Source organism: Bacillus sp. ILBB4, assembly GCF_035064545.1.
Taxonomy (GTDB): Bacteria; Bacillota; Bacilli; order Bacillales; family Bacillaceae_H; genus Priestia.
This window is the reverse complement of the sequence record NZ_JAIQVD010000012.1, coordinates 60,450-85,339: the sequence shown is the minus strand read 5'-3', so window position 1 is coordinate 85,339 and position 24,890 is coordinate 60,450. Positions and strand designations below refer to the sequence as shown.

The 24,890-nt window shown below is 34.2% G+C and carries 24 protein-coding genes and 1 riboswitch; of the genes, 14 read left to right on the top strand and 10 right to left on the bottom strand.

The window, feature by feature from the left end; genetic code table 11:
* Window positions 1-32: 32 nt before the first annotated feature.
* Window positions 33-211, bottom strand: a riboswitch (Lysine riboswitch).
* A gap of 585 nt (window positions 212-796) precedes the next feature.
* The 11 genes from licT (at window position 797) to LAV82_RS27705 (ending at window position 11,833) form a co-directional block, all read left to right on the top strand.
* Entirely contained in the window at window positions 797-1,645 is an 849-nt protein-coding gene (gene licT, locus LAV82_RS27755; RefSeq protein ID WP_211080220.1) for a BglG family transcription antiterminator LicT, read from the top strand.
* A 158-nt stretch (window positions 1,646-1,803) separates the two neighbouring features.
* Window positions 1,804-3,654, top strand: a complete 1,851-nt coding sequence (locus LAV82_RS27750; protein WP_499717404.1) for a beta-glucoside-specific PTS transporter subunit IIABC — start codon at window positions 1,804-1,806, stop codon at window positions 3,652-3,654.
* A gap of 30 nt (window positions 3,655-3,684) precedes the next feature.
* Window positions 3,685-5,127 carry a 6-phospho-beta-glucosidase gene (gene ascB, locus LAV82_RS27745; RefSeq protein ID WP_211080218.1) on the top strand — a complete coding sequence of 481 codons (1,443 nt, stop codon included), beginning with the start codon at window positions 3,685-3,687 and terminating at the stop codon, window positions 5,125-5,127.
* A 212-nt stretch (window positions 5,128-5,339) separates the two neighbouring features.
* The gene (locus LAV82_RS27740; protein WP_211080217.1) at window positions 5,340-5,678 is read left to right on the top strand and encodes a hypothetical protein; all 339 of its coding nucleotides are present in this window, start codon (window positions 5,340-5,342) and stop codon (window positions 5,676-5,678) included.
* A gap of 645 nt (window positions 5,679-6,323) precedes the next feature.
* Window positions 6,324-6,461, top strand: coding sequence for a hypothetical protein (locus LAV82_RS27735; RefSeq protein WP_499717403.1), 138 nt, complete (start codon window positions 6,324-6,326; stop codon window positions 6,459-6,461).
* Between the two features lie 367 nt (window positions 6,462-6,828).
* Entirely contained in the window at window positions 6,829-7,551 is a 723-nt protein-coding gene (locus tag LAV82_RS27730; RefSeq protein WP_499717402.1) for a hypothetical protein, read from the top strand.
* A gap of 290 nt (window positions 7,552-7,841) precedes the next feature.
* A complete protein-coding gene (locus LAV82_RS27725; protein WP_499717401.1) occupies window positions 7,842-8,498 on the top strand; it encodes a hypothetical protein in 657 nt (218 codons plus the stop codon).
* 191 nt (window positions 8,499-8,689) lie between these two features.
* Window positions 8,690-9,586 (top strand): virginiamycin B lyase family protein, encoded by an 897-nt coding sequence (locus LAV82_RS27720; protein ID WP_200508860.1) that lies wholly within the window; start codon window positions 8,690-8,692, stop codon window positions 9,584-9,586.
* Between the two features lie 16 nt (window positions 9,587-9,602).
* Window positions 9,603-10,256 carry a Vat family streptogramin A O-acetyltransferase gene (locus LAV82_RS27715; protein WP_499717400.1) on the top strand — a complete coding sequence of 218 codons (654 nt, stop codon included), beginning with the start codon at window positions 9,603-9,605 and terminating at the stop codon, window positions 10,254-10,256.
* A gap of 120 nt (window positions 10,257-10,376) precedes the next feature.
* Window positions 10,377-10,763 (top strand): VOC family protein, encoded by a 387-nt coding sequence (locus LAV82_RS27710; protein WP_387541095.1) that lies wholly within the window; start codon window positions 10,377-10,379, stop codon window positions 10,761-10,763.
* Between the two features lie 206 nt (window positions 10,764-10,969).
* Entirely contained in the window at window positions 10,970-11,833 is an 864-nt protein-coding gene (locus LAV82_RS27705) for a pentapeptide repeat-containing protein (RefSeq protein ID WP_499717399.1), read from the top strand.
* A gap of 203 nt (window positions 11,834-12,036) precedes the next feature.
* Here LAV82_RS27705 and LAV82_RS27700 read toward each other — a convergent pair whose 3' ends face one another.
* A complete protein-coding gene (locus LAV82_RS27700) occupies window positions 12,037-12,906 on the bottom strand; it encodes an SDR family NAD(P)-dependent oxidoreductase (RefSeq protein WP_499717398.1) in 870 nt (289 codons plus the stop codon).
* A 123-nt stretch (window positions 12,907-13,029) separates the two neighbouring features.
* Between LAV82_RS27700 and LAV82_RS27695 the strand changes: the two genes are divergently transcribed.
* Entirely contained in the window at window positions 13,030-13,482 is a 453-nt protein-coding gene (locus LAV82_RS27695) for a MarR family winged helix-turn-helix transcriptional regulator (protein WP_211079788.1), read from the top strand.
* Window positions 13,483-13,631: 149 nt separating this feature from the next.
* Here LAV82_RS27695 and LAV82_RS27690 read toward each other — a convergent pair whose 3' ends face one another.
* A complete protein-coding gene (locus LAV82_RS27690; protein WP_499717397.1) occupies window positions 13,632-14,552 on the bottom strand; it encodes a bifunctional helix-turn-helix transcriptional regulator/GNAT family N-acetyltransferase in 921 nt (306 codons plus the stop codon).
* 97 nt (window positions 14,553-14,649) lie between these two features.
* On the opposite strand from LAV82_RS27690, the gene LAV82_RS27685 reads away from it, so the two are divergent.
* Window positions 14,650-14,796 carry a BH0509 family protein gene (locus LAV82_RS27685; protein ID WP_499717396.1) on the top strand — a complete coding sequence of 49 codons (147 nt, stop codon included), beginning with the start codon at window positions 14,650-14,652 and terminating at the stop codon, window positions 14,794-14,796.
* 184 nt (window positions 14,797-14,980) lie between these two features.
* Here the strand turns inward: LAV82_RS27685 and LAV82_RS27680 are convergent, their stop codons facing one another.
* The 8 genes from LAV82_RS27680 to LAV82_RS27645 form a co-directional block, all read right to left on the bottom strand.
* The gene (locus tag LAV82_RS27680; RefSeq protein ID WP_074898438.1) at window positions 14,981-15,694 is read right to left on the bottom strand and encodes a DUF4386 domain-containing protein; all 714 of its coding nucleotides are present in this window, start codon (window positions 15,692-15,694) and stop codon (window positions 14,981-14,983) included.
* 312 nt (window positions 15,695-16,006) lie between these two features.
* On the bottom strand, window positions 16,007-17,263 hold the full coding sequence (locus LAV82_RS27675) for an alkaline phosphatase (RefSeq protein WP_114894341.1): 1,257 nt from the start codon (window positions 17,261-17,263) through the stop codon (window positions 16,007-16,009).
* A gap of 485 nt (window positions 17,264-17,748) precedes the next feature.
* Window positions 17,749-18,858: a flavin monoamine oxidase family protein gene (locus LAV82_RS27670; protein WP_499717395.1), complete on the bottom strand. Its 1,110-nt coding sequence runs from the start codon at window positions 18,856-18,858 to the stop codon at window positions 17,749-17,751.
* Window positions 18,859-19,122: 264 nt separating this feature from the next.
* Window positions 19,123-19,785 carry a carboxymuconolactone decarboxylase family protein gene (locus LAV82_RS27665; RefSeq protein WP_499717394.1) on the bottom strand — a complete coding sequence of 221 codons (663 nt, stop codon included), beginning with the start codon at window positions 19,783-19,785 and terminating at the stop codon, window positions 19,123-19,125.
* A 390-nt stretch (window positions 19,786-20,175) separates the two neighbouring features.
* Entirely contained in the window at window positions 20,176-20,847 is a 672-nt protein-coding gene (locus LAV82_RS27660) for an ArsR/SmtB family transcription factor (protein WP_499717393.1), read from the bottom strand.
* 352 nt (window positions 20,848-21,199) lie between these two features.
* Entirely contained in the window at window positions 21,200-21,496 is a 297-nt protein-coding gene (locus tag LAV82_RS27655; protein ID WP_499717392.1) for a hypothetical protein, read from the bottom strand.
* Between the two features lie 119 nt (window positions 21,497-21,615).
* Window positions 21,616-21,954 (bottom strand): thioredoxin family protein, encoded by a 339-nt coding sequence (locus LAV82_RS27650; protein WP_499717391.1) that lies wholly within the window; start codon window positions 21,952-21,954, stop codon window positions 21,616-21,618.
* 75 nt (window positions 21,955-22,029) lie between these two features.
* Window positions 22,030-22,800, bottom strand: coding sequence for an SDR family NAD(P)-dependent oxidoreductase (locus LAV82_RS27645; protein ID WP_499717390.1), 771 nt, complete (start codon window positions 22,798-22,800; stop codon window positions 22,030-22,032).
* Between the two features lie 595 nt (window positions 22,801-23,395).
* On the opposite strand from LAV82_RS27645, the gene LAV82_RS27640 reads away from it, so the two are divergent.
* A complete protein-coding gene (locus LAV82_RS27640) occupies window positions 23,396-24,697 on the top strand; it encodes an MFS transporter (protein ID WP_499717389.1) in 1,302 nt (433 codons plus the stop codon).
* Window positions 24,698-24,890: the final 193 nt, after the last annotated feature.

Here is a 24,890-nt window from a genome sequence, read left to right as displayed (position 1 = left end):
TAGAAACAATATTTATTAAAAATAGTTTCCGTGCGTAAGATAGCCCTCCATATAGTTTCCCATATGACAGTTCTGTATTTATTCAACAGCAGAACCAGCTTCAAGAACATGAGATTCTCTCTGCTTCGGCAAATACCCCTTTCCACAATTGTCATTGGATCTCATTCTCCTCAGATTGTGTACTCATGATCTTTGCACCTCTATCCTCACTTCAAAAAGTATTGAAATAAGAAAATATTTAATTGGATTCAATATAACAGTAAATCCCTTTTCATGCAAGGATTATTTAAGTATACGTGTACAGACTTTTGTTTTGAGTAGAAGACCTATTATTGGAGTTTTAATAATCAAATTTAATAAATATTATTTTATTATCTAAACCATCTACTAAAAATGTTACCAGGCGTGCACTTAAACCACTTTTGCTTAATTATTATCAATCGGTTTAATTAACATTGTAGTCGTTATTATAATTTTACTTACTAATTTATAAATCAAACAATAATTAAATTTTAAATTAAACATGACAGCAAGGCACCTTATAGAGCTATATAAAATAGAATGCATCAATTAACTGTATTATTAATTGCATTCCGTATAAAAAGAAAGCGTTGACAATTATATTTAAAAATGATAAATTCAAAGTATAAATTTCATATATTATGAATTTTAGGATTGTTACTGGTTAGCAGGCAAAACCTGAATTGATTAGAATAGTACAGGACATACTCTGTAGTATTGTAATCAGTTCAGGTTTTTTTGTTAGCAAATATCTCAGATGGTAAGGTGACAGATTATGCGCATAAAAAAAATCTTTAACAACAATGTGGTATTAACCGAAAATGACAACCATGTAGAAATGGTTGTTATGGGACGTGGATTGGCTTTTCAGAAGAAAGTGGGAGAAGAAATCGATGGATCAAAGGTGGAAAAAACCTTCGTTATCCATTCAAAAAATCTTTCTGACAAATTATCTGAACTGCTTAAAGAAATTCCGTCTGACCACTTAGAACTATCTAATGATATCATCGAATTAGCCAAACGAGAGTTAGATTGTCATTTAAATGAAACCATTTATTTATCATTAACCGATCATATACACTTTATGCTAACAAGAATGCAAGAAGGACTGACAGTGAGAAACCCACTTTTATGGGAAATTAAGAAGTTTTACAAAGATGAATACCGAGTTGCTAATCACGCTGTTCAGATAATTGAGAAACGTACAGGCATTCAATTACCAGATGATGAAAAGGCTTCAATAGCACTACATCTATTTAATGCTAGAAAAGGCTCTTCGGGAATGGAACAAACCATGAAAATGACCGAGATTGTAAACGGTATCACGAATATAGTGAAGTATCACTTCGGTATGACGTTTGATGAAGAATCTACCAATTACAATCGATTTACTACTCATTTACGTTACTTTGCATATCGTATGATTAGAGGGGAAGTATCTGATGGAGACAGCGATAATTCTCTATTTGAACAAGTAAGTAGACAGTACTCTGACGCTTATCAATGTACGATGAAAGTTCAAAGTTATTTAAAGGTAAATTATAGCTTTGAGATGTCGAAGGAGGAAATGGTCTATTTTATTATTCATATTCATCGGCTCTATAGCCGGGAGAAAACAGAATAAGATTCTTACAAAGGATTGTTACTGTTCGGCAGGCAAAACCTGAATTAATGCTTATTGATTAGATGATATTTTCTAAAGCAATGGCATTGATTCAGGTTTTTCTTTTTTATAAAAACAACTTCAATGAGTGAACATACTTAACAAAAGGGGTGCAAGAAATGAGCTACGATAAATTAGCTAAAGATATTCTTCAATTTGTTGGCGGAGACCAAAATGTATCAAGTCTTGTTCATTGTGCGACTCGACTACGATTTAAACTAAAAGACAATAAAAAGGCTCAGAAAACAGAGATTCAAAATCTGAATGGTATTTTAAGCGTAGTAGAGAGTGGAGGACAGTTCCAAGTAGTTGTTGGAAGTCATGTTTCAAATGTTTATGAAGAAATTATAAAGATAGGGAACTTTGGAAAGAACTCCAGCTCTAAAGATGAACCAAAAGGGACAATTATGTCTATTATTTTTGAGACGGTTTCACGAAGTTTTTCACCATTAATTGGAGCATTTGCCGGGGCAGGTATGTTAAAAGCAGTATTGACAGTCCTTGTATCTTTAGGATGGTTATCACAAGAAAGTGGAACCTACCACATTTTATCTGCTGCCGGTAACGCAGTGTTTTATTTCCTACCCATTATGCTGGGAATTACCCTGGCAACTAAACTAGGAGCAAATCCTTTTGTAGGGGGTACAATTGGAGCAGCACTGTTGGAACCTAATTTGACAGGTCTATTAGCTGAAGGAAAAACTACTTCATTTTTAAGTGTTCCAGTGGTATTGATGGACTATTCATCTAGTGTTTTTCCAATTTTTATCGCAGTTAGTATTTATGCAGCTTTAGAAAAGTTTCTGAAGAAAGTCATTCATAAAGATGTACAAATGTTTTTAGTACCAATGCTGTCACTTGTTATTATTGTACCATTAACTGTTATAGCTTTCGGACCTTTTGGAGTCTACACAGGGAATGCTATTGGATCGGGTATTAGCTTCCTAAGCGATAAAAGTGGTATTTTAACTGGTGCGATTCTGGGAGCTGCTTGGACTTTCCTTACTATCTTTGGTCTTCATTGGGCACTTGTTCCTATTATCTTAGCCAATATAGCTGCTGGTGGTGACCCGATTTTTGCTATGGTTGCTAGTGGTGTATTCGCTCAAATGGGTGTAGCACTAGGCATTTTCCTTAAAACTAAAGATAAACAGGTAAAAGCATTGGCGGGATCTACTGCAGTTCCTGGTTTACTTGCAGGCGTTACGGAGCCAATCATTTATGGACTAGTACTTCGTTTTAAACGTACAGTTCCTTATGTAGCAATTGCTGGTGCAGTGGGTGGAGCAATTAATGGATTATTAGGAGTAAAAGGAATAACTTTTGCGTTTCCATCTCTTTTATCAATTTCAGCATTTTCACCTATTGGAACCTATACAATTGGAATTTTAGCTGCCTTAGTTTGCGGAGCACTTTTGACAATCTTGTTCGGATTCGAGGATAAAAAACAACAAGAAGTAGCTAGTATCCAACAAGAAACAGATAATAAAACTGAAAATAAATCATCACTAATGAAAACAGCACCGATTGTTAGTCCACTAACGGGAGATGTGAAATTATTAAATCAGGTGAATGACCAAGTATTTTCCTCAGGAGCATTAGGAAAAGGTATTGCGATTGAACCTACTACTGGTAAGGCTTTTTCTCCCGTTGACGGAGTGATTTCAACCCTGTTTCCAACAGGACATGCTATTGGAATTACATCAGACGAAGGTATCGAAATTCTGATTCATATTGGTATTGATACCGTCCAATTAGATGGAAAGTACTACAATCCACAAATTAAACAGGGTGATCAAGTGAAACAAGGTGATTTGCTAGTCAATTTTGACATTGAAAGAATTAAAGAAGCAGGTTATCAAGTTACGACACCTATTATTATTACTAATACTGTTAATTATCTAGATGTCGTACCAACAGATGCTGAACGTGTAGCTCTAGATGACTCTATACTAACTATAGTTAAATAAAATATTTATAATCAAAAGAGGAGAGATAACATGACAAATTTTAAAGTGAAATTCCCAGAAAATTTTTTATGGGGAGGAGCAACAGCAGCCAATCAATTAGAGGGGGCTTATGCTGAAGGCGGTAAAGGCTTAAATACACCCGACGTTTTACCGGGTGGCAAAGTAAGACTAAAAGTATTAAAAGATCCGGGTTTTAATTTTGAGTTGAATCGAGAAAAATATACGTATCCAAATCACACAGCAATTGATTTTTATCATCGTTATAAAGAAGATATCGCACTTTTTGCAGAAATGGGATTTAAGGTATTTCGTATGTCGATTGCTTGGTCACGCATTTTTCCTAACGGCGATGAGTTAACACCAAATGAAGAAGGGTTAGCTTTCTATGAAAGCGTATTTGATGAATTACGTAAATACAATATTGAACCAGTCGTGACAATTTCCCACTATGAAATGCCACTTCATCTTGTAAAAGAGTATGGTGGTTGGAAGGACCGTCAAGTTGTTACGTTTTTTGAAAGGTATGTAACAGCCATTTTTAATCGCTACAAAAGTAAGGTTAAATATTGGATGACATTCAATGAAATCAACAGCAGCTTGCATATGCCAATTTTAGGTTTAGGGTTTGCTATTCAAAAGGAAGAAGATAAATACCAATCTACATTTCAGGCTTACCATCACCAGTTTGTTGCAAGTGCAAGAGCTGTACAGCTTTGCCATGAAATCATTCTGGATTCTCAGATTGGTTGTATGCTTGTATATCTTCCTACTTATTCTGTGAATTGCGATCCTGAAAACGTGTTATATGCGTTAAAAGAAGAGCAACTGTTTAATTACTTCTGCGGAGATGTCCAAGTGAGAGGTGTATACCCAGCTTTCATTAAACGATACTGGAGGGAGCATGATATAGAAATTGAACTTGAAGAAGGCGACCTTGAATTAATGAAAGAAAATACGGTTGATTATATAGCCTTAAGTTACTATATGTCACGTACCGAGAAGAAGGAAAAGGCACCTGAAGAAGTGGGTCAAGGAAATATCTTAGGTGGAATTAAAAACCCATTTTTAAAAGCGAGTGAATGGGGATGGGAAATCGACCCAATTGGTCTTCAAATTTCTTTAAATCAATTATATGACCGTTATCAAAAGCCATTATTCGTGGTAGAAAACGGTCTAGGAGCCTACGATGAGATAGAGGAAGACGGTTCAATAAACGACCATTATCGAATTGATTATATTCGTGAACACATCAAAGCAATGGGGGAGGCCATTGAAGATGGGGTCGAACTAATGGGTTATACTCCTTGGGGATGCATCGATTTAGTAAGTGCTTCAACAGGAGAAATGTCTAAGCGTTATGGATTCATCTATGTAGACAAAGATGATGAAGGAAACGGTACATTAGAGAGAAGTCGTAAAGATTCATTCTATTGGTATAAAACAGTAATTGAAAGCAATGGAGAAGAACTCTAAAACATTCCTTTTCATAAATTGAAAAATTAATAAATTAAGGGTAGCCCAACTTCAAAGTTGGGTTATTCTTTTGGACTTTATTCAACAAAATAGAGTTTCTTTTTAAAGTATAAAGTAGAATATAGACTTTACCTAATTTCCTATTGATTGAATATATTTTGTAGTAGAAATTCAGTATGAAGTCTAAGTAATACATGTAGGAGTTGATTTCTTTGAGTAAAAGTAATGAAATGATAAGATTAGCAAGCCAAAAAGGATATACGATTAATAAAACGGGTGAAATAATTAATCCAAAAGGTCAAAAAGTAAGAGGATCTATACGTAAAACAAAAAATTCTTTTTATAAAATATTTGGTGTAGCACATAAGGGAATGTCTAGACCCATATTAGTTCACCGTTTTGTAGCATACAAAAAGTTTGGAAATCTTGCTCTAGAAGCTGAATGTATTAGACACCTTACTAATAATACTTTAGATAATCGACCAGATAACATTGACATTGGGACCTACAGAGATATTTATGCTTCTACAAAAGCAAAAAAGTTAGTCTAGAAGCTGTTCTAAGTGGAAAATCTTTGTTGAAGAGAAAGTCAAAAAGGGCGTTACAGTATAATATGTAGAATGTGACTACACGAAAGAACAACAGGATAGAAAAGTCTTTCTCTCACCAATTTTGATTATTTTCATTTATAAAATTAAAGTGTTAAATTTTCTTAAAAAGGTATATATTGAGAAAATAATATATAATCGGTTGGAATTGATTTTAACACGTTTATACGTGTAAACCCTGATAAAATCTACCTCGCTTGCCATACCGAGGTAGATTTTTATTTTGTTAACAATAATATTTACTTTAACAACTTGTAATAAATTTAAATATTTCGTCCGTAAAAGTATACGTTTACGGATATCTAGGTTTTTATTTTATGCAATATGGTAATTGCAAATAGACAATTGATAATATACTTAGTTATGTTTCTAATCAAGAATTAGGAAAGAGATATAAGCTCTCTTAGCAATGATTTAATGATTGAGAAGCAAAAACGTGAGAAAACAAAAAAAGAGCTTGTCCAGGCAAATGAAGTGAATGAGAGCTTAACAAAGATGAATCTTGGTTATATAAAGAATTATGTGTCACAAGAAGAGCTGGATTAAGCAAATCAGCAGGTTCATGAATTAAGAGAAGAGAATAAGACATTGAAAGCCTGGAAGGAAAAAGCTTTAAATTGGATTGATAAGAGTGTTGAAAAGATGAAACATATTTTGTTTTTTCAATATGTTGATCGTATTCAAAAGAAAAATAAGCAACAAGAAAATGAAATGGAAAGAAGCTAAGTTTAAATAAACTTAGCTTCTTTCCATTTTTCTAGTTTTATATAAATTAAAATATTAATTTATATAGACCTATTAGAATAATGATAATCCCACATACTATTGAAAAAGTATTTTTATTAGACCCTTGAAGACCCTTATTAGTTATAAATATACCTAATACAATACAAAATATATGAAAATAAAGAGATTTGAATCCGGATGGAATAATTAACAGTACCATAGCAACTAACGTTATGTAGTGGATTATTTTGTTTAAGCTATTGTTCATGTACAATCCCCCTCCTTGGAATTAATTTGGTAAAAGTGGTAGAAAAAAGGTATATTTAGGGTTATAATCCTATTATACCTAAAAAAGGAGAAAATTAATATGAAAATCAATAAAGTTGTAATACAATCTACTATTCTGGCAACTGCATTAGGTAGCTTTTCATCTCTTGCAAGTGCAGCAGAAAACAATTCTAATTCAAATACTTATGGAGACGATCTTCCTAGGAATGGATCTTTTACATTAGAAGATGGTGACTATAATTATGATATTAAGTCAGATGAAAATAAAAATACTGAAACATTAACTTTTTCTAATGAAAATGGCGAAGAACAAGTGGCCACTTATTATAAAGACAAAGGTGAAATTTGGTTAAATGGCGAGTTAGTAGTAAACAATATAGTAAAAGATACTGAAGTTAGTTCTAATGTTAATACTTCTCAAACTCAACAAATGCAAGTATTAAAAGCATCTAGCACGAAATACTTTACTCTTGGTAATTCAAGTACAGGGTCAGGTACTTATAATTATGTATCTAGTGATACTGGTTCATTTAATGTAATTAATGCTACTGCAGCAGGCGTAGCAACTACAATTATTTTACTACTTCTTCAGAAAAAACCTAAAGTTGCTGCAGTAACTGGTTTAGCAGCAACAATAATGGGTTCTTTCACATCAGATAAATTTACAGTTTATTACAGTTTGTATCATTATAAAGATGCTCATAAAGCTCATTTCTATCAAGATAGTATAAATTTTTATAAAGGTTCTAGTATGAGCAACAGAATTGCTAATGTTACTCATTATTATGGATTATCAAATTAATATTTTATTAATGCATAATATGTAAGGTTTTTATACATAGAATAAGTATTGATTTTCTTTGAAAGTGTTGTTAAATCAACAATGTATAAAATTGTGTATAAATGAGAAAAACGAAAAGTGAGCGAGCCTTTGTGTATCATGGGCTCGCTTTTTGGTTGTGTACCGGAAAGAGTGATTATGTTAACTAAACATGTATGGAGTATACATAATACTTTTGGGTGATTTTCATATATAATTAAGCAGTATGAAATGATTTATATTTCTTGTAATTGTGAAGGGAATAAGAGGTTATGGAAAAAATAAATTGGAACAAAACTCAGATTTGGCAAGGGTGTATGCTTTCTTCTATTGCTCATGCAATATCGGTTGCTCAATATCCTGAATTCGCAAACGAACATTCTTGGGATGGAGATAATTATAGTATGCAAGATAGTCAGGGTGGACGAGGTACTATAACATTTAACAAAGATTATTGTGTAGCTGCTTTTCGTGATGATAATAGTGATCGTATTGATGAGCATAAAGACGCTCTGGATTATTTAAAAGAAGCTCCACAGGAAGTTCAACAGTTGGCAGAATCAGAAGCTCTCCAATACTTGTTGGATGAAATAGACGGAAATATAGCTCCTGTTATCACTACTGCTTTTTGGTGTATTCAAGAGGATGTTTATTCTCAAGATCCATTCCATGCAATGATTGAACATGGAGGATTTTTGTTGAATAAAGAAACGATGGAAATCGAATCAGCGATAGATGAATTACAAGAGTACCATGATTTAAGTGAAAAACAGGTGCACTTATTAAAATCTCTTTTCAAAAGAAAAATTAGTAAACCTTCAGAAACGATTGTACTTACTAAAGAAGAAGTTCTAATGATTGAAGCTGAAAATGAGGAAGCTCTATCTGAAAGTAGAATTTCTTTTGAAGAGATAGGTATTAAATTTTAAGAGTAGTTAGTAAAAAGGCTAAGTACCTTTACATAAATCTTATGTAGAGATATTTAGCCTTTTTTATTCCCGATAAATGGTTTTATGTTAACTAACTTTTCTCGTCTTATAAAAGACTTCTTTGACAGGAATCTAATTATCTTATAACGAATTACTAAAAAGATTTTATACAAAGAAAAGGAGGAATTTATTTGATCGTAAAAATCAAAGAATACGAATTGCCTCATGTAGATTCAGGACCTTATGGGATTACTTCAGGAAAAGACGGCGCACTTTGGTTTACACAATATAAAACTAATCAAATAGGGCGAATGACTGTAGAAGGTAAGGTGAAACATTTTAATGTCCCTACTATTGATGCAGGGGCGCTATCCATCACTTCTACAACTCAGGGGGACATTTGGTTTGCGGAAAATAAGACTAATAAAATTGGAAAACTAACAATAACGGGAGAGATTATGGAATATGTCCTACCTAACTCAGATTCAGCACCTTTTGGAATAACTGAAGGACATAACGGAGACATTTGGTTCACAGAAATGAATGGAAATAGAATAGGACGAATTTTACCGTCAGGTGAAATAATCGAGCATGATCTACCTCAGCCTGGTTCCTACCCTTCTTTTATTGTGGCAGGTTCTGATAATGCTCTATGGTTTACTCTAAATCAAAGTAATCAAATAGGGCGTATTACACTAGAAGGAGAAGTAACTACATATCAGTTACCTACAGAACAAGCTGGGCCTGTAGGCATTACAAACGGGCCAGATGGTGCACTTTGGTTTGTAGAAATTAACGGCAATAATGTTGGGAGAATTACCACTTCTGGAGTTATAAATGAGTACTCTATTCCTACTCCGAATGCTCGTCCACATGCAATTGTAACAGGTCCTGATAACGCTTTATGGTTTACTGAATGGGGGAGCAATCAAATAGGGCGTATTACTGTGAACGGAGAAATTACGGAATATCCTATTCCTACAGCAAATGCGGAGCCACATGGTATTGTAGTCGGATCGGATCAAGCTTTATGGTTCGCAGAGGAATGTAATAAGTTAGGTCGATTGAGTTTTGTCCAAAAACCATGAGAGGCAGTGAATACTTATGAAATCGAATAAAGCACACGGCCCAGATCCTACAGATAAATATCCGATTAAAGGAAATGATGTTGTACAATTCATTAAAAATACAATTACTAGGCCAAATATTATCGTAGGCGACTATTCCTATTACGATGCAAGAAGAGGAGAATCCTTTGAAGATCAGGTATTGTATCATTATGAGTTCTTTGGTGATCGACTTGTTATAGGGAAATTTTGTGCCCTAGCCCCAGGCGTAACGTTTATTATGAATGGAGCTAATCATAAGATGGATGGCTTCTCAGCTTATCCGTTCAATATATTTGGACACGGTTGGGAAAAACATACACCAATGCTAGATCAATTGCCCTTTAAAGGGGATACGATAATTGGAAATGATGTCTGGATTGGAATGGACACGGTCATTATGCCTGGAATTAATATAGGTGACGGCGCCATTGTAGCAGCCAAGTCAGTTATTACAAAGGATGTGGAACCCTACACGATTGTTGGAGGAAATCCTGCACGAAAAATCAAAGAACGTTTCCCAGAACAAATTATTAATAAATTATTAGAAATTAAATGGTGGGATTTAACTATTGATATTATTTCTGCACACATTGATCTAATAGTTAATGGAGACATAGACAAGCTAGAAAAATTGAAAAATCACAATTAAGAAAGGACAATTATCTATAATTTCTATTAGGTTAACTAAAAATGTGTAGGGTACACGAATGAAAAAACACGAAGGTCTTTTAATAAATAGAGAGAATTATACCATGAGGAGGAGATTGAATTGAAGCTGCTACAGATTAGGCTATTAGTTAAGGATTTTAAAAAAAGTGTTGAATTCTATAAAAATTTACTCGGAATTCCAATAAGTTGGTATGAAGAAGAAATGGAGTATGCACTTTTCAATAATGGAGAAACGAAAATCGAGCTTTTATCTCAAAAGGCTATGATGAAAGTAATTGGAAAGGAAGATAAGTCTTTAAGTAGCGAATCCCCATCAAACTTTTTACTTCAATTTGAAGTAGAAGACGTTGATAAGACCTATGATTATTTAAGAGAAAATGGGATTGAATTTGTTACTGATCCACACGATCGTAAAGAATGGAGATCACGTATTGCACATTTTCGAGACCCAGATAAGAATCTTATTGAAATATATAAAATGCTGTAATTAACCAGGAAATCTTCATACTCGTTTTAACTCTGTTTCGATTTATTTGAACAGAGTTATTTGTGCTATTACCGATAATAATCTTATGTAGACTAGATCTGTATATCTTATACAGTAATAAATCTAAATCAGTAACGACCTTTATTTATCTTATAATTCCCATTATTATAAAATTACAGAAAATTATAAGAAAGGAATGCATTTTCTTGCCTAACAAACTAGAGATAGATAATAAAGTTCGAGAAAATTTACGTTCGGACTGCTCAAATTGTTTTGGTTTGTGCTGCGTAGCTTTACCTTACGCAAAATCTGCTGATTTTGCCTTTGACAAAGATGGTGGAACTCCTTGCCGTCATTTACAGTCAAACTATTCATGTTCCATTCACAAGAATCTTATCACTACGGGATTCAAAGGCTGTGTGGGATATGAATGTTTCGGTGCTGGCCAAAGGGTTTCTCAAACGATTTATGAAGGAAATGATTGGAGAGATAATAAAGCAAGAGCTAAAGAAATGTTTAATGTGTTTCCAATTGTTCAGCAATTGCATGAAATACTTTGGTATTTAAGCGAGGCACTTGAATTCCAAGCTACGAATTCCATTCATGATGATTTAAGGATTTCCTTTGAAGAAACGGAACGTTTAATTAGACAAACACCAGAAAACATTGTAAAAATTGATGTGCATGAGCATCGAATGAAAGTCAGAGAATTACTTTTACGTACAAGTGAATTGGTCCGTCCCAAAACATCTAGCAAAAAGTTAGGAAAGAAATTTAAGCGTAGTAGTGACTATATTGGGGCTAAGTTAAGAAGAGCTAATCTTAGAGGAGCTAATTTAAAGGGAGCAATATTTATAGCTGCTGATCTTAGAGAAGCTGACCTCAGATTAACGGATCTTATTGGAGCAGACTTCAGAGATGCTGACTTAAGTGGTGCCGATCTGACAGGAAGTATTTTTCTTACTCAAGCCCAGATAAATGCAGCAAAGGGCGATTTACATACAAAGCTGCCCTCTGCTTTAGTGGCCCCAAGACACTGGAGAAAAGGAGCTCAAGGACTACTAAACTAGTTCTTGAGCTTCTTTTCGTTCCTATAATTTTGATTATGGTAACTCGCGTACACCGTATTTAATTTTTAAAAGTAATAGCTATGGGATGTATACCAATTGTTTTCTTAATAAAAAATATAAGAGAGTGTGGAACAGATATAGTAGTTATTGCTGTAAATACAACTTAATGTCTCTTTACTTTTATTTTGCAGAATAGAGAAGTATTACGTTAAATACTCTAACAATAATTCTTTTGTATTACTCCATAAACGTTGCTGCATAAAAACATCTTTTCCTGGATATATTGGATCAATCTTTGCTCCTGTTCCAACATTAAAGTATCCTCCTGTGACTCTTTCGTATTCGCGATCAAATGCTAAACGAACAATGATATCAGCCCCTCTTTTTGGATTACCGATATTAATCAATTTAAAAAATTTTCCTAATACAGTAGATATACGAAGATCTCTGCCAAGTCCAGTATTATTAAAACCAGGATTAATAGCATTGATAATGACCTTGGTACCAGAAAACTGCCGTGTTAGTTCACCAGTAAACATAATATTTAGAAGTTTTGTTTTTCCATAAATTTTAGATGATCCTCTTACTGTAAATGGAGATATGTCCGTCAAATCATATGGTAACTTCAAATCTCCATGATTTCGTGACGCTTCTGAAGCAACATTAATAATTTTGGCATTATCTGCTTTTATTAGAGAATCTTTTAACGTATTTGTAAGTAGCCAAGGTGCTAGATAGTTTACCGCAATCATCTCAGAAAATCCTTCAGAGGTAATGCACTGCTCGAACCTATGGAGTCCAGCATTGTGGATGAGTATATCAATTTTTGGATAGTTCTGTTTTATCTCTAGGCCTATATGGCGTACATCTTTCATTATCGATAAATCACCAAAATAGAAGTCAACGTTCGTCTCTGGTGAAGCTTCTTTTATTAATTTTTCAGTTTTCTCAGCTCGATCCTTGTTACGGGCAATCAACACTAAATGTGCTCCACGTTTTGCTATTTCAATTGCAGCAATCTGACCAATACCACTGGTAGCCCCAGTCATTACAATTAATGGACACTTAGACATGATCTATTCTCCTTTTATTAACTTGACATAGTATAAACAACTTAATATATTTGACATATATCAATTATATTAAGTTGTTTACTTGATATATGTCAAATATTTTCGCGATAAGAAGGAGAAACAATGGATATTAATAATTTTGACTTAAGAGAAAATCTGGAGTTAGCTCTTGGAGAGCAGCTTAATGCATTAATTAGCGAAGCACATGCACTTAACGTCAGAACTGCATCTGCATTTGATGAAACTATGCATGTGGCAGCCTTTGTGGTGGTTCGTTGGTTATATTCTCATGGTCCTACTAATGCCACGAACTTAGCTGATTCAACTGCCATGGACCGCAGCTCTATCAGTAGACTTATTAGGCAATTGAAAAATCAAGGATATGTAAAGAGCGAAAGAGATCCTAAAGACCGTCGAGGAGTGCTGTTATCTTTAACTGAACTAGGTCGTGAAAAAACCATAAAAGCACTAAAGGAAAAAGAATCGATTTTTTACGAACGTATTTCACGTTTAAGTGATACAGAATTAAAGGTATATATTGAAATGTTAAAAAAACTAACGTTACAAACCCCATGAGGTTTCCTTTTTGATTGGGTATCGGAAGAGTGATTATGTTAACTAAATATGTATACCATATACAGCTTAAAAAACAGAAAAAACTCCCTGCCATCTGGGGAGTTTTTTCTGCTACATTTATTTTATAATGATTTTTAGAGGAAACTTGATTATCTTAATTCTAACTCCCATCGTTCTTCGATAAGTTTTTGTCCCCACAATAATTGTTCTTCTTTCGTTTCAGCAATTTCAAATCCGAATTTTTTATATAATCTTCTTGCTGTAGGTAAGCTACTTATAGTCCATAAAATGACACGTTCATATTGTTGCTCTTTACAGTAATCAAGTAGCGATTGAATTAATCGTGTACCTACTCCTTTTCCCCTTACGTTGTCTTCAACGATAAACCACCTTAACATAGCAGTTTTTTCACTTTCTTTTACTAGTCCTATGGATCCTGCAAATTCTCCATGATTTTCTGCAATCCAAACTTTTTCTATTTCTGCATCAAAGGTTTCATGGAGATAGTCTAGAAATGTCGCATCGAATCCATAGTTATCTGTATAAAAAGCCCTTTGTTTTTCGATAATAAGCTCTTTTTTATCTTCAGGATTAAAATCTCCCTTTATGTAAACATCGAATTCTTCTGGGTTAATTTGTTGTGAGAGTATTTCTTCAATTGTATTCATTGATTTAATTAGAGTTTGCTGTTTATTACTATCTAAATTTCTCAGGAAAAATCCAACCTGCTCATTAGCTTTATCTTCTAAATCATCGTAAATGTTTTTTGCCTTTTCAGTTAGATGGATAAAATAAGTACGACCATCTTCTTCCGATTTTTCTTTATAAATCATATTTTGTTCATCAAAACGTTTTAAGATCCTACTCACATAACCGCGATCTAAAGCTAATTCTTCTTGCAACAATTTAGCTGTACAATTGTTTTTACTGTTAATCTCAAATAAAATACGTGTTTCTGTTAATGAAAACGGACTATCATATATTTGTTGATTCAGTAAACCAAGAACATTGGTATAAAAACGATTAAATTGTCTAAACGCAGACACACTTTCATTATTCAATTCTATCATGTTAAAACAGCCTCCTTTAGATATAGTTGACTTTAGCAATTATATTTAAAGTGTAAACTTTAATAGTTGTTACAGTCAACTATAAGGAGGCTTTAAGATGAGCCAAGTAGAAAGAAATTCCAAAGAGCAGAAATTAATTGATTACCAAAAATTCAATAAGGAAGAAATTTCGAAGATGACAGATCCACAGGTTGAATATTATCACTGGCTCTATTTTAATGACTCTGTTTATGATTATATGTAATTCAACTATAAAATGCTATCATGCAAACTAAAAAGAAGCATCCTCATGTTTTAATTCATGAGGATGCTCCTTTTTGATTTAGTTACCTTTCATACGATACCCCTTAAATTTATAGTCATAAATGTTTGTCAAACTACCGTTAGTTTACGTATAGTTCTTTATAAAGCTAATTATGTTATCGCTATTATCTCATGGCTTTCTTTTTTTCTTCCAAAGAAGCAAGTGCAGATTCACTGAATCCTTTAACGATGAGCCATACAGCTAATATCATTTCATTAGCTGCTACTGGTAGCGACAATATAGCACCCCAAAAAGAAAGTTGAGAAAATACATCAAACATTTCTAACAGGCCTGCTATAAAAACAAGAGTTGCTCCAATCATACCTAAGATTGGTATAAATCTAGGCACAAGTTTAGATTTATAAAATATATAACTGTACATCATCGTATTTATACCTAGCATGATATTTGGTCCAAGTAAAAATGTCCAATCGTGTAAGGCTTTTAATACAGTTCCTGATGCTTGAAAAGAGGTTGCATCCTGAGTTCCTGTTGCTACAAATTCTTGACTTAAGGTCAATAAGGACAGTACGCTGATTACACCCACAGTAATAATAACTGCTTCAAGAAATCTGAAGCAAACATGCCAAAGAGCTATCGTTTCGTTATACTTTCTTAAAAATGGAAACATTATAGTTGAAGTACCGATGGCCGATACCACAAGGATTAACTCCATAATTGCACCCATTATCACCTGGTTTGCATATTCAGAACCTCTAGTGAGATAATCGGGACCGTTTAAGATGGGGTCATATAAAATAAGACCTATTATTGCCGTAACGGCTGCAAGTATAAACAGTACCCCCACCATTTTTGCTGCTTTTTTGTTTGAATTCACTTTTTCATCCCCTTCCTTGACCATTCTTTTTTGAACTAAACTAATATCGTAATTATCTTGATGAAAACAGCTATTTTCACGTTATCATTAAGTATGTTGTTTGCTATGATATTATGACTGTCAAAGTTGGTATAGAAGGTTTATAAAAAGACCAACTCCTTTGTAAGTTAGTCTTTTTATTAGGTTGCTATTTATCATTTTCTGCACTAAAGGAGATTTTACTATCTATACAAATGTTATAAGTAAAAAAGATTGAGAAATAACTCCCAATCTTTTTCAATAGTAGTTTCTGTTTTGACTATGCGTATATAATTATTTAAGTTTCATTGCTTTAACAAGGGCATCGTGGATATACGTATTTTCATACACACCGTTAAAGAGTTCAGATTTTGCGCCCATTGCGTTAAGTGGAACATCCGAAGCTGTATGACCTTCAGTAGTCCAGTCTACCATAAATTGTTCCTTAGAATTAGCAATGTTGAAAGGACCGTCTTCTTTAGAAACGCCATCACCAGACTCATCATTTTTATCTGTTGTTTCAAGTGAAAGACCACCAGTCGAGTGGTCAGCCGTCACAAGAACTAATGTATCCGGATGAGTTTTTGCATATTTTTTAGCCATTTTAACTGTATCATCTAATTGTTGTCCAGCTTTGATTGTAAGGGAAGCATTATTATTGTGAGCCATTTCATCAATTCCCTCTTCTTCTACGACAAGGAAGAATCCTTTTTTGTTTTGAGACAACGTATCAATAGCTTTTTTCGTCATGTCTCGTAAAGAAACCGTTGGGTTGTAGACATCCCCTTCGCCTTCAGGAGCTTGTTGGAACATTTCTTCGTTCGCAAATAAGCCTAAAACTTTTTGGCCTTTTGCATATTTCAATTCATTAGCATTATCAACATACGTATAGCCTAATTTCTGAGCCTTATTAACTAAATTCCCCTTCGTTCCTTTACTACCTTCTTCTTTGTCTTCAGGTGGAGCATCAGGATAAGAACCTGGACTTCCAGCTGGATACCAATAATCCTCTCCACCGCCTAAGATAACATCTACTTTACTATTTTCGAGATATTGTTTAGCAATGTCACTTTGGGCACTTCGATTTGAAACATGGGCACCAAAGGCAGCAGGAGTAGCATCTGTCACTTGGCTTGTGGTAACAAGGCCTGTCGCTTTTCCAGACAGTTTTGCTTTCTCTAGAACGGTTTGAACTGGTTTTCCTTTCATATTAACGCCAACTGCCCCATTATAGCTTTTTACACCTGAGGCTATGGCTGTAGCTGCAGCAGCTGAATCGGTTACAAATGAACTTCCAGAAGAAGTATGAACTCTTCCTTCTACCGGCATGTCATCCATGGCAAGTTTACCATTTGTTCCAACCGTGGCAAGCCGAATAGCATCACGATGATCCGTTCCCATACCATCCCCAACAAAGAGAATCACGTTTTTAGCTTTTCCATTGTTTAAAGAAGTAGCAGCCTTTGCATCCGATTGAGTAGTCGTATTGAATGTTAATGCAGCAATCGTTGCAACAGATAAAACAGCAGTGCCAATTAAACGTTTTTTCATTTTCTCAACCTCATTCTTTTAAATTTAATATTGAACTATTAATCTAACTTAATCTTAGATTTTATGTATTAAGTTTAATTAAGAAAAAGGTTAAGGATATGTAAAGATAACTTGGACGCAATTTAATAAAAAGAGACCCACTTAAACAAGATTGAAAATAACTGAAATTTTAATAGGATCCGTCTAAAAATATTTTATTAGAATTCTCCTTCATATTTGAGGATATCGGTTTATTAAAGTTTATTATTTCCGATAAAGCACATTATGTTAACTACGTTTGTATATTATATACAGTTTAAAAACAGAAAAAACTACCTCATGCGAGTAAGATAGTTCTTCTGGTGAATGCTTTAAATAAACCTATTTAACACTTTACAGTGTCTTGGGTAGTTTGCTCAAATTATCAATAAATTACGCACTAAAAGAAAAAACACTAAACAGGAATCTGTATTTTTTCTTGTTAAAGTACATTAATAATGCTTCTTTTATGAAAATCTGTTTTTTAAATTAGTGATTTCAGAAACTGCTTGTTTAGCTGATAGAAGTGCACCTTCAAGATGTCCACCATATTGTGAATTTGTCTCTGTACCAGCAAAAATAATTTTCTTTTCCCATCCTCCTACTTTTGGAGGTTCACCATATGCAGGAAAATCTCTAAGAGGGTTAAAGTCTTCATCAACAGCCGTTTCGGAATCTGTGGCCCAATCCTTGTATAGTATTGAACTTACATTTTTGGCAGACGGACCAAAGAGCCTAGCTAATTGATCAATGACCAAATTTAATATTTTATCCTCACCCAATTCTTGTCGCATTCTCGCTGGTATTCCTAAAAAACCAAATAATGCACCAGAGCCCGTATCAGGAGAAGCATCATGAATTTCTTGTAGAGGTCCAACCCAGCTGGATACGAATCCAGAGAGCCCTTGCTCCCTCCAAAAGGGACGATCATAGATTGCAACGGCCTTAGCCTGTCCTGCCATCCACGTAGGTTTGTTTACAAGATCAGTCATAAGACTTGTAGGGAGAGACGTTGAAAATTTAATATGATTAGCCACAATTCGAGGAGGTAATGCCAGTATAACAGCACTTGCAGAGACTTTTTCTCTCTTTCCATTACCAAGGTCTGCTTCAAGTGTGATAGCGCCTGATTCATCCAATTGAATTGCTGTTACTCGCTTTTCTAATTCAACTATACCTGACGGAAGAGTATTTGCTACAGCATCAATAAGGGATTGTACACCTCCCTTGAATCGTACCGACCTTGCATTAGAGTTTTCTGGTAATACATAACGTTCTGGTGGTTTGTTTTGGTATCTCTCGGAAAGCATTGCTCCTTGGGTATATTGGTCAAAAGTTCCTAAATTTAGTTTTTTGACAAGATTAGCAATGGTTCTCTCATACTGAGGCCAAAACCATGTTGGCCCCAGGTCAAAATTCCCCAGGTCAGGTCTGTTTGGCACTGAAGTGGTCAATACTCTACCTCCAATTCTATCTCTAGCCTCTAAAATCCTACATTTAATGCCTTGTTCAGTAAGCAGAGACGCAGCACGAAGACCACTTAACCCAGCACCAATAATAACTACAGGATTATTCATATTGTTTCCTCCTTCTGATTACGTTTCCTCTTTCTAAATATGGTCACGAAAGATCTTTTTCTCTAATCCAGCCCAATTTTTCAGCTCTTATTATCCTTTCGAATGAGCAATTCACCTTAGGTTATGCCAAGGATTCCACTACATTTCAGATTAAAAAAGGGTAGCTTTGGGCTACCCTTTATCACCTTGAAGCAAAATACTCGCTGTTTGAACTTGTTACTCTCTATTATCTTCAGATAAAATCATATAAGAAGAGCAGAAATGTTAATCTGATTCATCGAATGCAATTAATGCATTAACTCCATGAGCAAGAGCAGATCCTGCTTTTAGGGCTGTAGCAACCATAATAGCTTCAGCTACTTCTTCCTTCGTAGCTTTTGCTTTTTTTGCTCCTTTAGTGTGAATATCAATGCAATAAGGGCAGCCTGTTGTATGTGCTACGGCTATGGCAATAAGCTCTTTTTCCTTCACACTAAGTTCTCCTGCTTTCATTGCTTGTTGATCGAATGAAATAAATGCTTTAAAAACGTCTCCGTTTAATTGAGAAAATTCTTTTAATCGATTAAAATAAGCTGCTCTATACAACTCATCATCTTCATTTTTATCATAGGCATTAAGAGCATTAACCCCATGGGCAAGAGCTGAACCTGCCTTCAAGGCTGTAGCAACCATCACTGCTTCAGATAGCTCCTCTTTTGTTGTCTCCTTGTTTTTCGCCTGCTTGACATGAAGTTCTATACAGTAAGGACACCCTGTTGTATGTGCTACAGCTATGGCAATAAGCTCTTTTAATTTCGCACTTAATTTACCCGCACTCAGTGCCTTCTTATCAAAATTCACAAATGCATTAAATACATCCGGAGATAATTTACTAAACTCACCTAAACGATTAATATTTGATTTTTTATATAGACTATCATTATTCATTAGTAGTCCTCCTATTTTTACTTTTAATTCTAAAAATTCAATAAATTATATACCTACCGGTCAGTATAAAACACTTTGATGTAGATACTTTTTTATAAAATACATGTCAGTAAGAAGGTTTGTACATTTTATGAATCACATCAATATAAGAATGTGTTATAAAATGGGTTTTCTTGAGTAAGGACAGCAAGAAATGTAGTGTTTATTTCCTCTTTCCATTCTTACTGACATTATAAAGCGATAGTTTTACTGTTATAAGAATAATTTCCTAGTTCGAATGAGATATTGGGACTTGCTATTGCCTAAGATCTAAATTTACTTTGCAGTTTGATTTGTAGAATTCAAATTGAAGGCATCCTGAAGTTATAATCTATAATAACGCAATATATATTAGTGTTTTAGCTCCAGGTACTTCTCCCATTCATGAATACTTTCTGCCATGCGGTAAGCCTTAAACCCTTGATTACTCATTTTTTGTGCAGCTATAGCTGAGAAAGCACAGAACTGACCTCTACAATAAGCCACAACTTCTTTATCTTTAGGTAATTGTTGAAGGTATGAATCTAATTCCTCCATCGGAACAGAAACCGCACCTTCTATATGTCCAGCTTGATATTCTTCTGTAGGGCGCAAGTCCAGAAGGATAACGTCTCCTCCATCTAACTTTTCGTGCACTTGATCCATCGTAAGTGTATATAAGCCTTCCATCTCACCGAAGAAATCTTCTTTAATTCGCGTAATGTCTGAAAGTTGATTTTCAGCAATACGCCATAAGGAAAATAGAAATTCCACAACAGACGGATCAGCTAATGAATAAATCGCATATGTTCCCTTTTTAGTAAACTTAACTAATCTTGAGTCATTCAATACTTGCAAATGACGAGAAACATTTGCCACATTCATCCCTGTATCTTGTGTTAACTTTTCAACTGATTTTGGCCCCTGAGCTAACAAGTTTAATATCTCAAGGCGTTTGTCACTTGATAAGCATTTTCCAATTCTTGAAAGTTGTTTATATAATTCATCTTTATAATCTTTTGCAGAAGAAATGAGCTCTTCCATACTAATCATCCTTTATTATTCAATTGATTACATTGTTGATAATACTATAGTTGAAGCAAAAATAACAAGACAATGATTTCGGTTGCTCATACTCATCTGCAAGAGAAAGTGATGTGTTAAAACTTGATTATAGATGCTGTTTTCTTTTGCAGGTTAGCTTAAATGAACAATCTCACCGTTTACAATGCATAAATCCATTGATATAACTGTTTCTAATTTATTATGGTGAGTTACAAGGTTAATTATTAAAAGATAGAAAACCTATTACTTCATTTAAATTAGTTCAATACTGCTGTGATATGTTCAGTCGTGACTGACATTTGTAACTAACCTCATAACTTGTTATGACTATTTAATTAGCGCTATAAATTCTAACCTCTGGCTCAGACTTTAATAAATCTTTTAGCCCAACAACAACGTCATTATTGAAAAGTTCACTTTTAAGATAAGCTTCTGCTTCTAACACGCTGCTAAACCCATGTAATACTTGAACATCTTCATCACGAATTAGAAGTTCTTTAGAAATCGCTCCTGAAATACTTTTCAAAAAAGGTTCCTTATAAGTAGTATAAACTTTTGCTGCATCTGTTCGATGAGCAGCATCAATATCTAAAGTAATTTGAAGGTAAGCTTTTGGTATAGTGTTCAAAATAATAAACCCCCATTTCTTATTGAGATCAATCAACACAATATAATATTCAATTGATTAATTGAATTATAGTATTAGCATTTTTATAAGTCAAGAAAAATTAACTGACTAATTTCTATTTAAGTCTGGTTATACATGCCATAAATTTTCTCTAATCGTCTCTCTAATTCATCGAAGTGAATGAACCGTGCCTTTCTTAATACTTCTTTTCCGTCTACAAATAAAAGTAATGCAGGTACAGTAAAAATAGAGAATTTAGCTGCTATCTCTTCTACCTTATAAGCATTGATATGTCCTAAATAGATCTGTGGAAATTGGTCTAATAATTCTCTTAGCCTTGGTAAAACAGCATGGCATACACCACAATCTTCCCTCGACACGTATAAAAAGCTTAATTCGCGATTTTTTAAGAAATCTTCTATCATGTCCATTGAAGTTAATTCTTCTACTTTTTTCATTTACTTGCCCCTTTGTTATCTGCTTAGGTTTATAGAAAAAGGAACAACCATTTCTATGATTGTCCCTTTTTATTTTTATCTTAATCGAGCTGTAACTCCACCATCAAGTGGCATAATAATACCTGTAATCCATGATGATGAATCATCAGCAAGGAATAAAACGGCATTTGCTACATCTTCTGGAGTACCATTGCGTCCAATTGGATGAAACTCATTAAAAGTTGGTAACACCTCTGCTACTTCTTCTTCTGACATAAAAGTATTGTAAATTGGTGTTTCAACAACTGCAGGTGCTACAGCATTTACTCGAATGCGATCGCTAGCAAATTCTACAGCTAAGTTTCTTGTTAAAGCGTGTCTTCCTGCCATTGCAGCTGAGTAAGCTGATGAAGGAGTTGCTTCCACAGCTTGAATAGCCCACATTGAACCAGTATTTACAATCGCTCCTCCTCCACGTTTTTTCATTTCTGGTATAACTGCTTGAGAAGGATAGAATGTTCCTTTTACGATTGTATCTAAATAAGATGCTACATCATCTTCTGTATGTTCAAGGAACGGTGTTGGATTAAATTTACCTGTATTATTAACTAATACATCTACACCACCAAACGATTCTACTGCTTTTTTTACCAAGTTCTCTGAAGTTTCTTTTTTACTAATGTCGCCCACTACATATAAAACTTTTTTGCCAGTTGGATCAATCTCCACAGCTGTTTCCTTTAACACGTTTTCTCGACGACCATTAATAATAACATTTGCTCCTTCTTCAAAAAATCTTTTTGCAGTTGCTTTACCAATTCCAGTACCTCCGCCAGTTACGATGACAGTTTTATTTTCAAATTTCATTATCATTCATCTCCATTTATTATTATTTGGTTTACTTATTTATCAATAAATAAAAATCTTTTTAAGTGCATTTTTACCTTTAAGCATATTGTTTTAAGAATTTATCGGTGCTTCATGATTTGCAAATCATTATTCAATTGAATAGTTGAATAGTAACATCGGAATTTCAATTCGTCAACTAAGTTTTACTCACTGCATAATTTTTTAGAGCCGTTAGTATTCATTAAATCTACTCTTACAGTAATTTAGACCGGAATAATTCGTTCTCTGTTATCATTTTATTAAGTGGAAATGATGTAAGAACTCATAATAACTATTACTTATAGAACATATTGTATTAAACAGAGAGGAAATAATATTAAGGATCAAATCATTAAGCTGCATAATTCTCTGAAGGATTTGGCATTGACAAAAAATATATTCAAGTTTAGCATTTAAATATTCAATTTATGAATTGAATATTTAAATAGAGAGGGTTATTTATCCTAAATGAATTTTAAAGGAGGGCACTTTATCAAAGGTTTGACAAAATAGTTGAGGCTTTATAAAAACGAAAAAAGTTGATTAACAACTAAAATGTAAGTAGGTGTTTAACATGACAAGGTATACGAATGATTTAATTCAAAGTTATATTGACTCTCCTGAAAAGAAGAACAAGTTATACAAGCGTACATTATTTATCGTTGGCCTTTCACAAATTTTTGGAGGAGCCGGTCTTGCTGCGGGAATAACTGTAGGAGCAATCCTTGCTCAACAAATGCTTGGTACAGATGCAGTTTCAGGATTACCAACTGCTATGTTTACTTTAGGATCAGCAGGAGCTGCTTTAGCAGTTGGCAGGCTTTCGCAACGATACGGACGTCGTTTTGGTCTAGCAACAGGTTTTATAATAGGTGGAATTGGAGCAATTGGAGTTATCTTTTCAGCCATTATAAATAGTATTTTTCTCTTATTTGCTTCTCTTCTTATTTATGGAGCAGGAACAGCAACTAATCTACAAGCGCGTTACGCAGGTACAGACTTAGCAAGCGCAAAACAACGGGCAACTGCAGTTAGTATGGCTATGGTTTTTACCACATTTGGAGCTGTTGCAGGCCCAAATTTAGTTAATGTCATGGGACATTTTGCGCTTTCAATTGGTGTTCCGGCACTCGCAGGACCTTTCATATTAGCAGCAGCTGCATATATACTAGCTGGTCTTGTCTTTTTTATTATGCTTCGTCCAGATCCACTACTAATAGCAAGAGCAATTGAAGCGAATAAACAAGACCGTGACGCTCAACAAAATTTAACAAGTACTGAACAGTCAACTAATAAAAAAGGAGTGGCTGTTGGTGCAACAGTTATGGTACTTACTCAAATTGTAATGGTTTCTATTATGACCATGACACCTGTACATATGGGACACCATGGACACGGCTTACGTGAAGTAGGAATTGTGATTGGTGCTCATATAGGTTCAATGTATCTTCCTTCACTAGTTACGGGAATTCTAATTGATAAAATTGGCCGAACTGCTATGACGATTGCTTCTGGAGTCACCTTACTTTTGGCAGGTCTCGTAGCAGCTATAGCTCCAAGCAGTTCAATGGGTTTTCTAGTCCTTGCTCTTTGTTTATTGGGATTAGGATGGAACTTAGGACTGATAAGTGGAACTGCACAAATTGTTGATGCTACAGAACCATCTACACGTGCCAAAACTCAAGGGACTATAGATGTTTTAATTGCATTAGCAGGAGCTTCTGGTGGGGCTTTATCCGGAATGGTTGTAGCTCATTCCAGCTATGCAACCTTATCATTAAGTGGAGGTATTTTATCTTTAATCTTAATTCCAGTTGTAATATGGGCGCATGGAGGAAAAAAGGAACGTACACTTAACGCAAATAAAGAATTTTAAATAAAATATAAAATGTATTATTTATTATTAGATTGATGAAACGAAAAAAGAATCCTTTGCCCGTATTATAGGCAAAGGATTTTCAAATTTATTGGAATAGGGGGAATATGTTATTAGTTTGGACAGATTTATAGATTCATATACATATAACTTTAAAAATAAATGTTGTAATTGACTCTGATTTTTCAAAAAA

Excerpts from the sequence above, each read along its gene's own strand:
- LAV82_RS27750 (WP_499717404.1), top strand. The coding sequence starts at position 1,804 with ATGAGCTACGATAAATTAGCTAAAGATATTCTTCAATTTGTTGGCGGA.
- LAV82_RS27700 (WP_499717398.1), bottom strand. The coding sequence starts at position 12,906 with ATGTCTAAGTGTCCATTAATTGTAATGACTGGGGCTACCAGTGGTATT.
- LAV82_RS27640 (WP_499717389.1), top strand. The coding sequence starts at position 23,396 with ATGACAAGGTATACGAATGATTTAATTCAAAGTTATATTGACTCTCCT.
- LAV82_RS27650 (WP_499717391.1), bottom strand. The coding sequence starts at position 21,954 with ATGAAAAAAGTAGAAGAATTAACTTCAATGGACATGATAGAAGATTTC.
- LAV82_RS27660 (WP_499717393.1), bottom strand. The coding sequence starts at position 20,847 with ATGGAAGAGCTCATTTCTTCTGCAAAAGATTATAAAGATGAATTATAT.
- licT (WP_211080220.1), top strand. The coding sequence starts at position 797 with ATGCGCATAAAAAAAATCTTTAACAACAATGTGGTATTAACCGAAAAT.
- LAV82_RS27715 (WP_499717400.1), top strand. The coding sequence starts at position 9,603 with ATGAAATCGAATAAAGCACACGGCCCAGATCCTACAGATAAATATCCG.
- LAV82_RS27665 (WP_499717394.1), bottom strand. The coding sequence starts at position 19,785 with ATGAATAATGATAGTCTATATAAAAAATCAAATATTAATCGTTTAGGT.
- LAV82_RS27670 (WP_499717395.1), bottom strand. The coding sequence starts at position 18,858 with ATGAATAATCCTGTAGTTATTATTGGTGCTGGGTTAAGTGGTCTTCGT.
- LAV82_RS27695 (WP_211079788.1), top strand. The coding sequence starts at position 13,030 with ATGGATATTAATAATTTTGACTTAAGAGAAAATCTGGAGTTAGCTCTT.
- LAV82_RS27645 (WP_499717390.1), bottom strand. The coding sequence starts at position 22,800 with ATGAAATTTGAAAATAAAACTGTCATCGTAACTGGCGGAGGTACTGGA.
- LAV82_RS27685 (WP_499717396.1), top strand. The coding sequence starts at position 14,650 with ATGAGCCAAGTAGAAAGAAATTCCAAAGAGCAGAAATTAATTGATTAC.
- ascB (WP_211080218.1), top strand. The coding sequence starts at position 3,685 with ATGACAAATTTTAAAGTGAAATTCCCAGAAAATTTTTTATGGGGAGGA.
- LAV82_RS27690 (WP_499717397.1), bottom strand. The coding sequence starts at position 14,552 with ATGATAGAATTGAATAATGAAAGTGTGTCTGCGTTTAGACAATTTAAT.
- LAV82_RS27675 (WP_114894341.1), bottom strand. The coding sequence starts at position 17,263 with ATGAAAAAACGTTTAATTGGCACTGCTGTTTTATCTGTTGCAACGATT.
- LAV82_RS27730 (WP_499717402.1), top strand. The coding sequence starts at position 6,829 with ATGAAAATCAATAAAGTTGTAATACAATCTACTATTCTGGCAACTGCA.
- LAV82_RS27725 (WP_499717401.1), top strand. The coding sequence starts at position 7,842 with ATGGAAAAAATAAATTGGAACAAAACTCAGATTTGGCAAGGGTGTATG.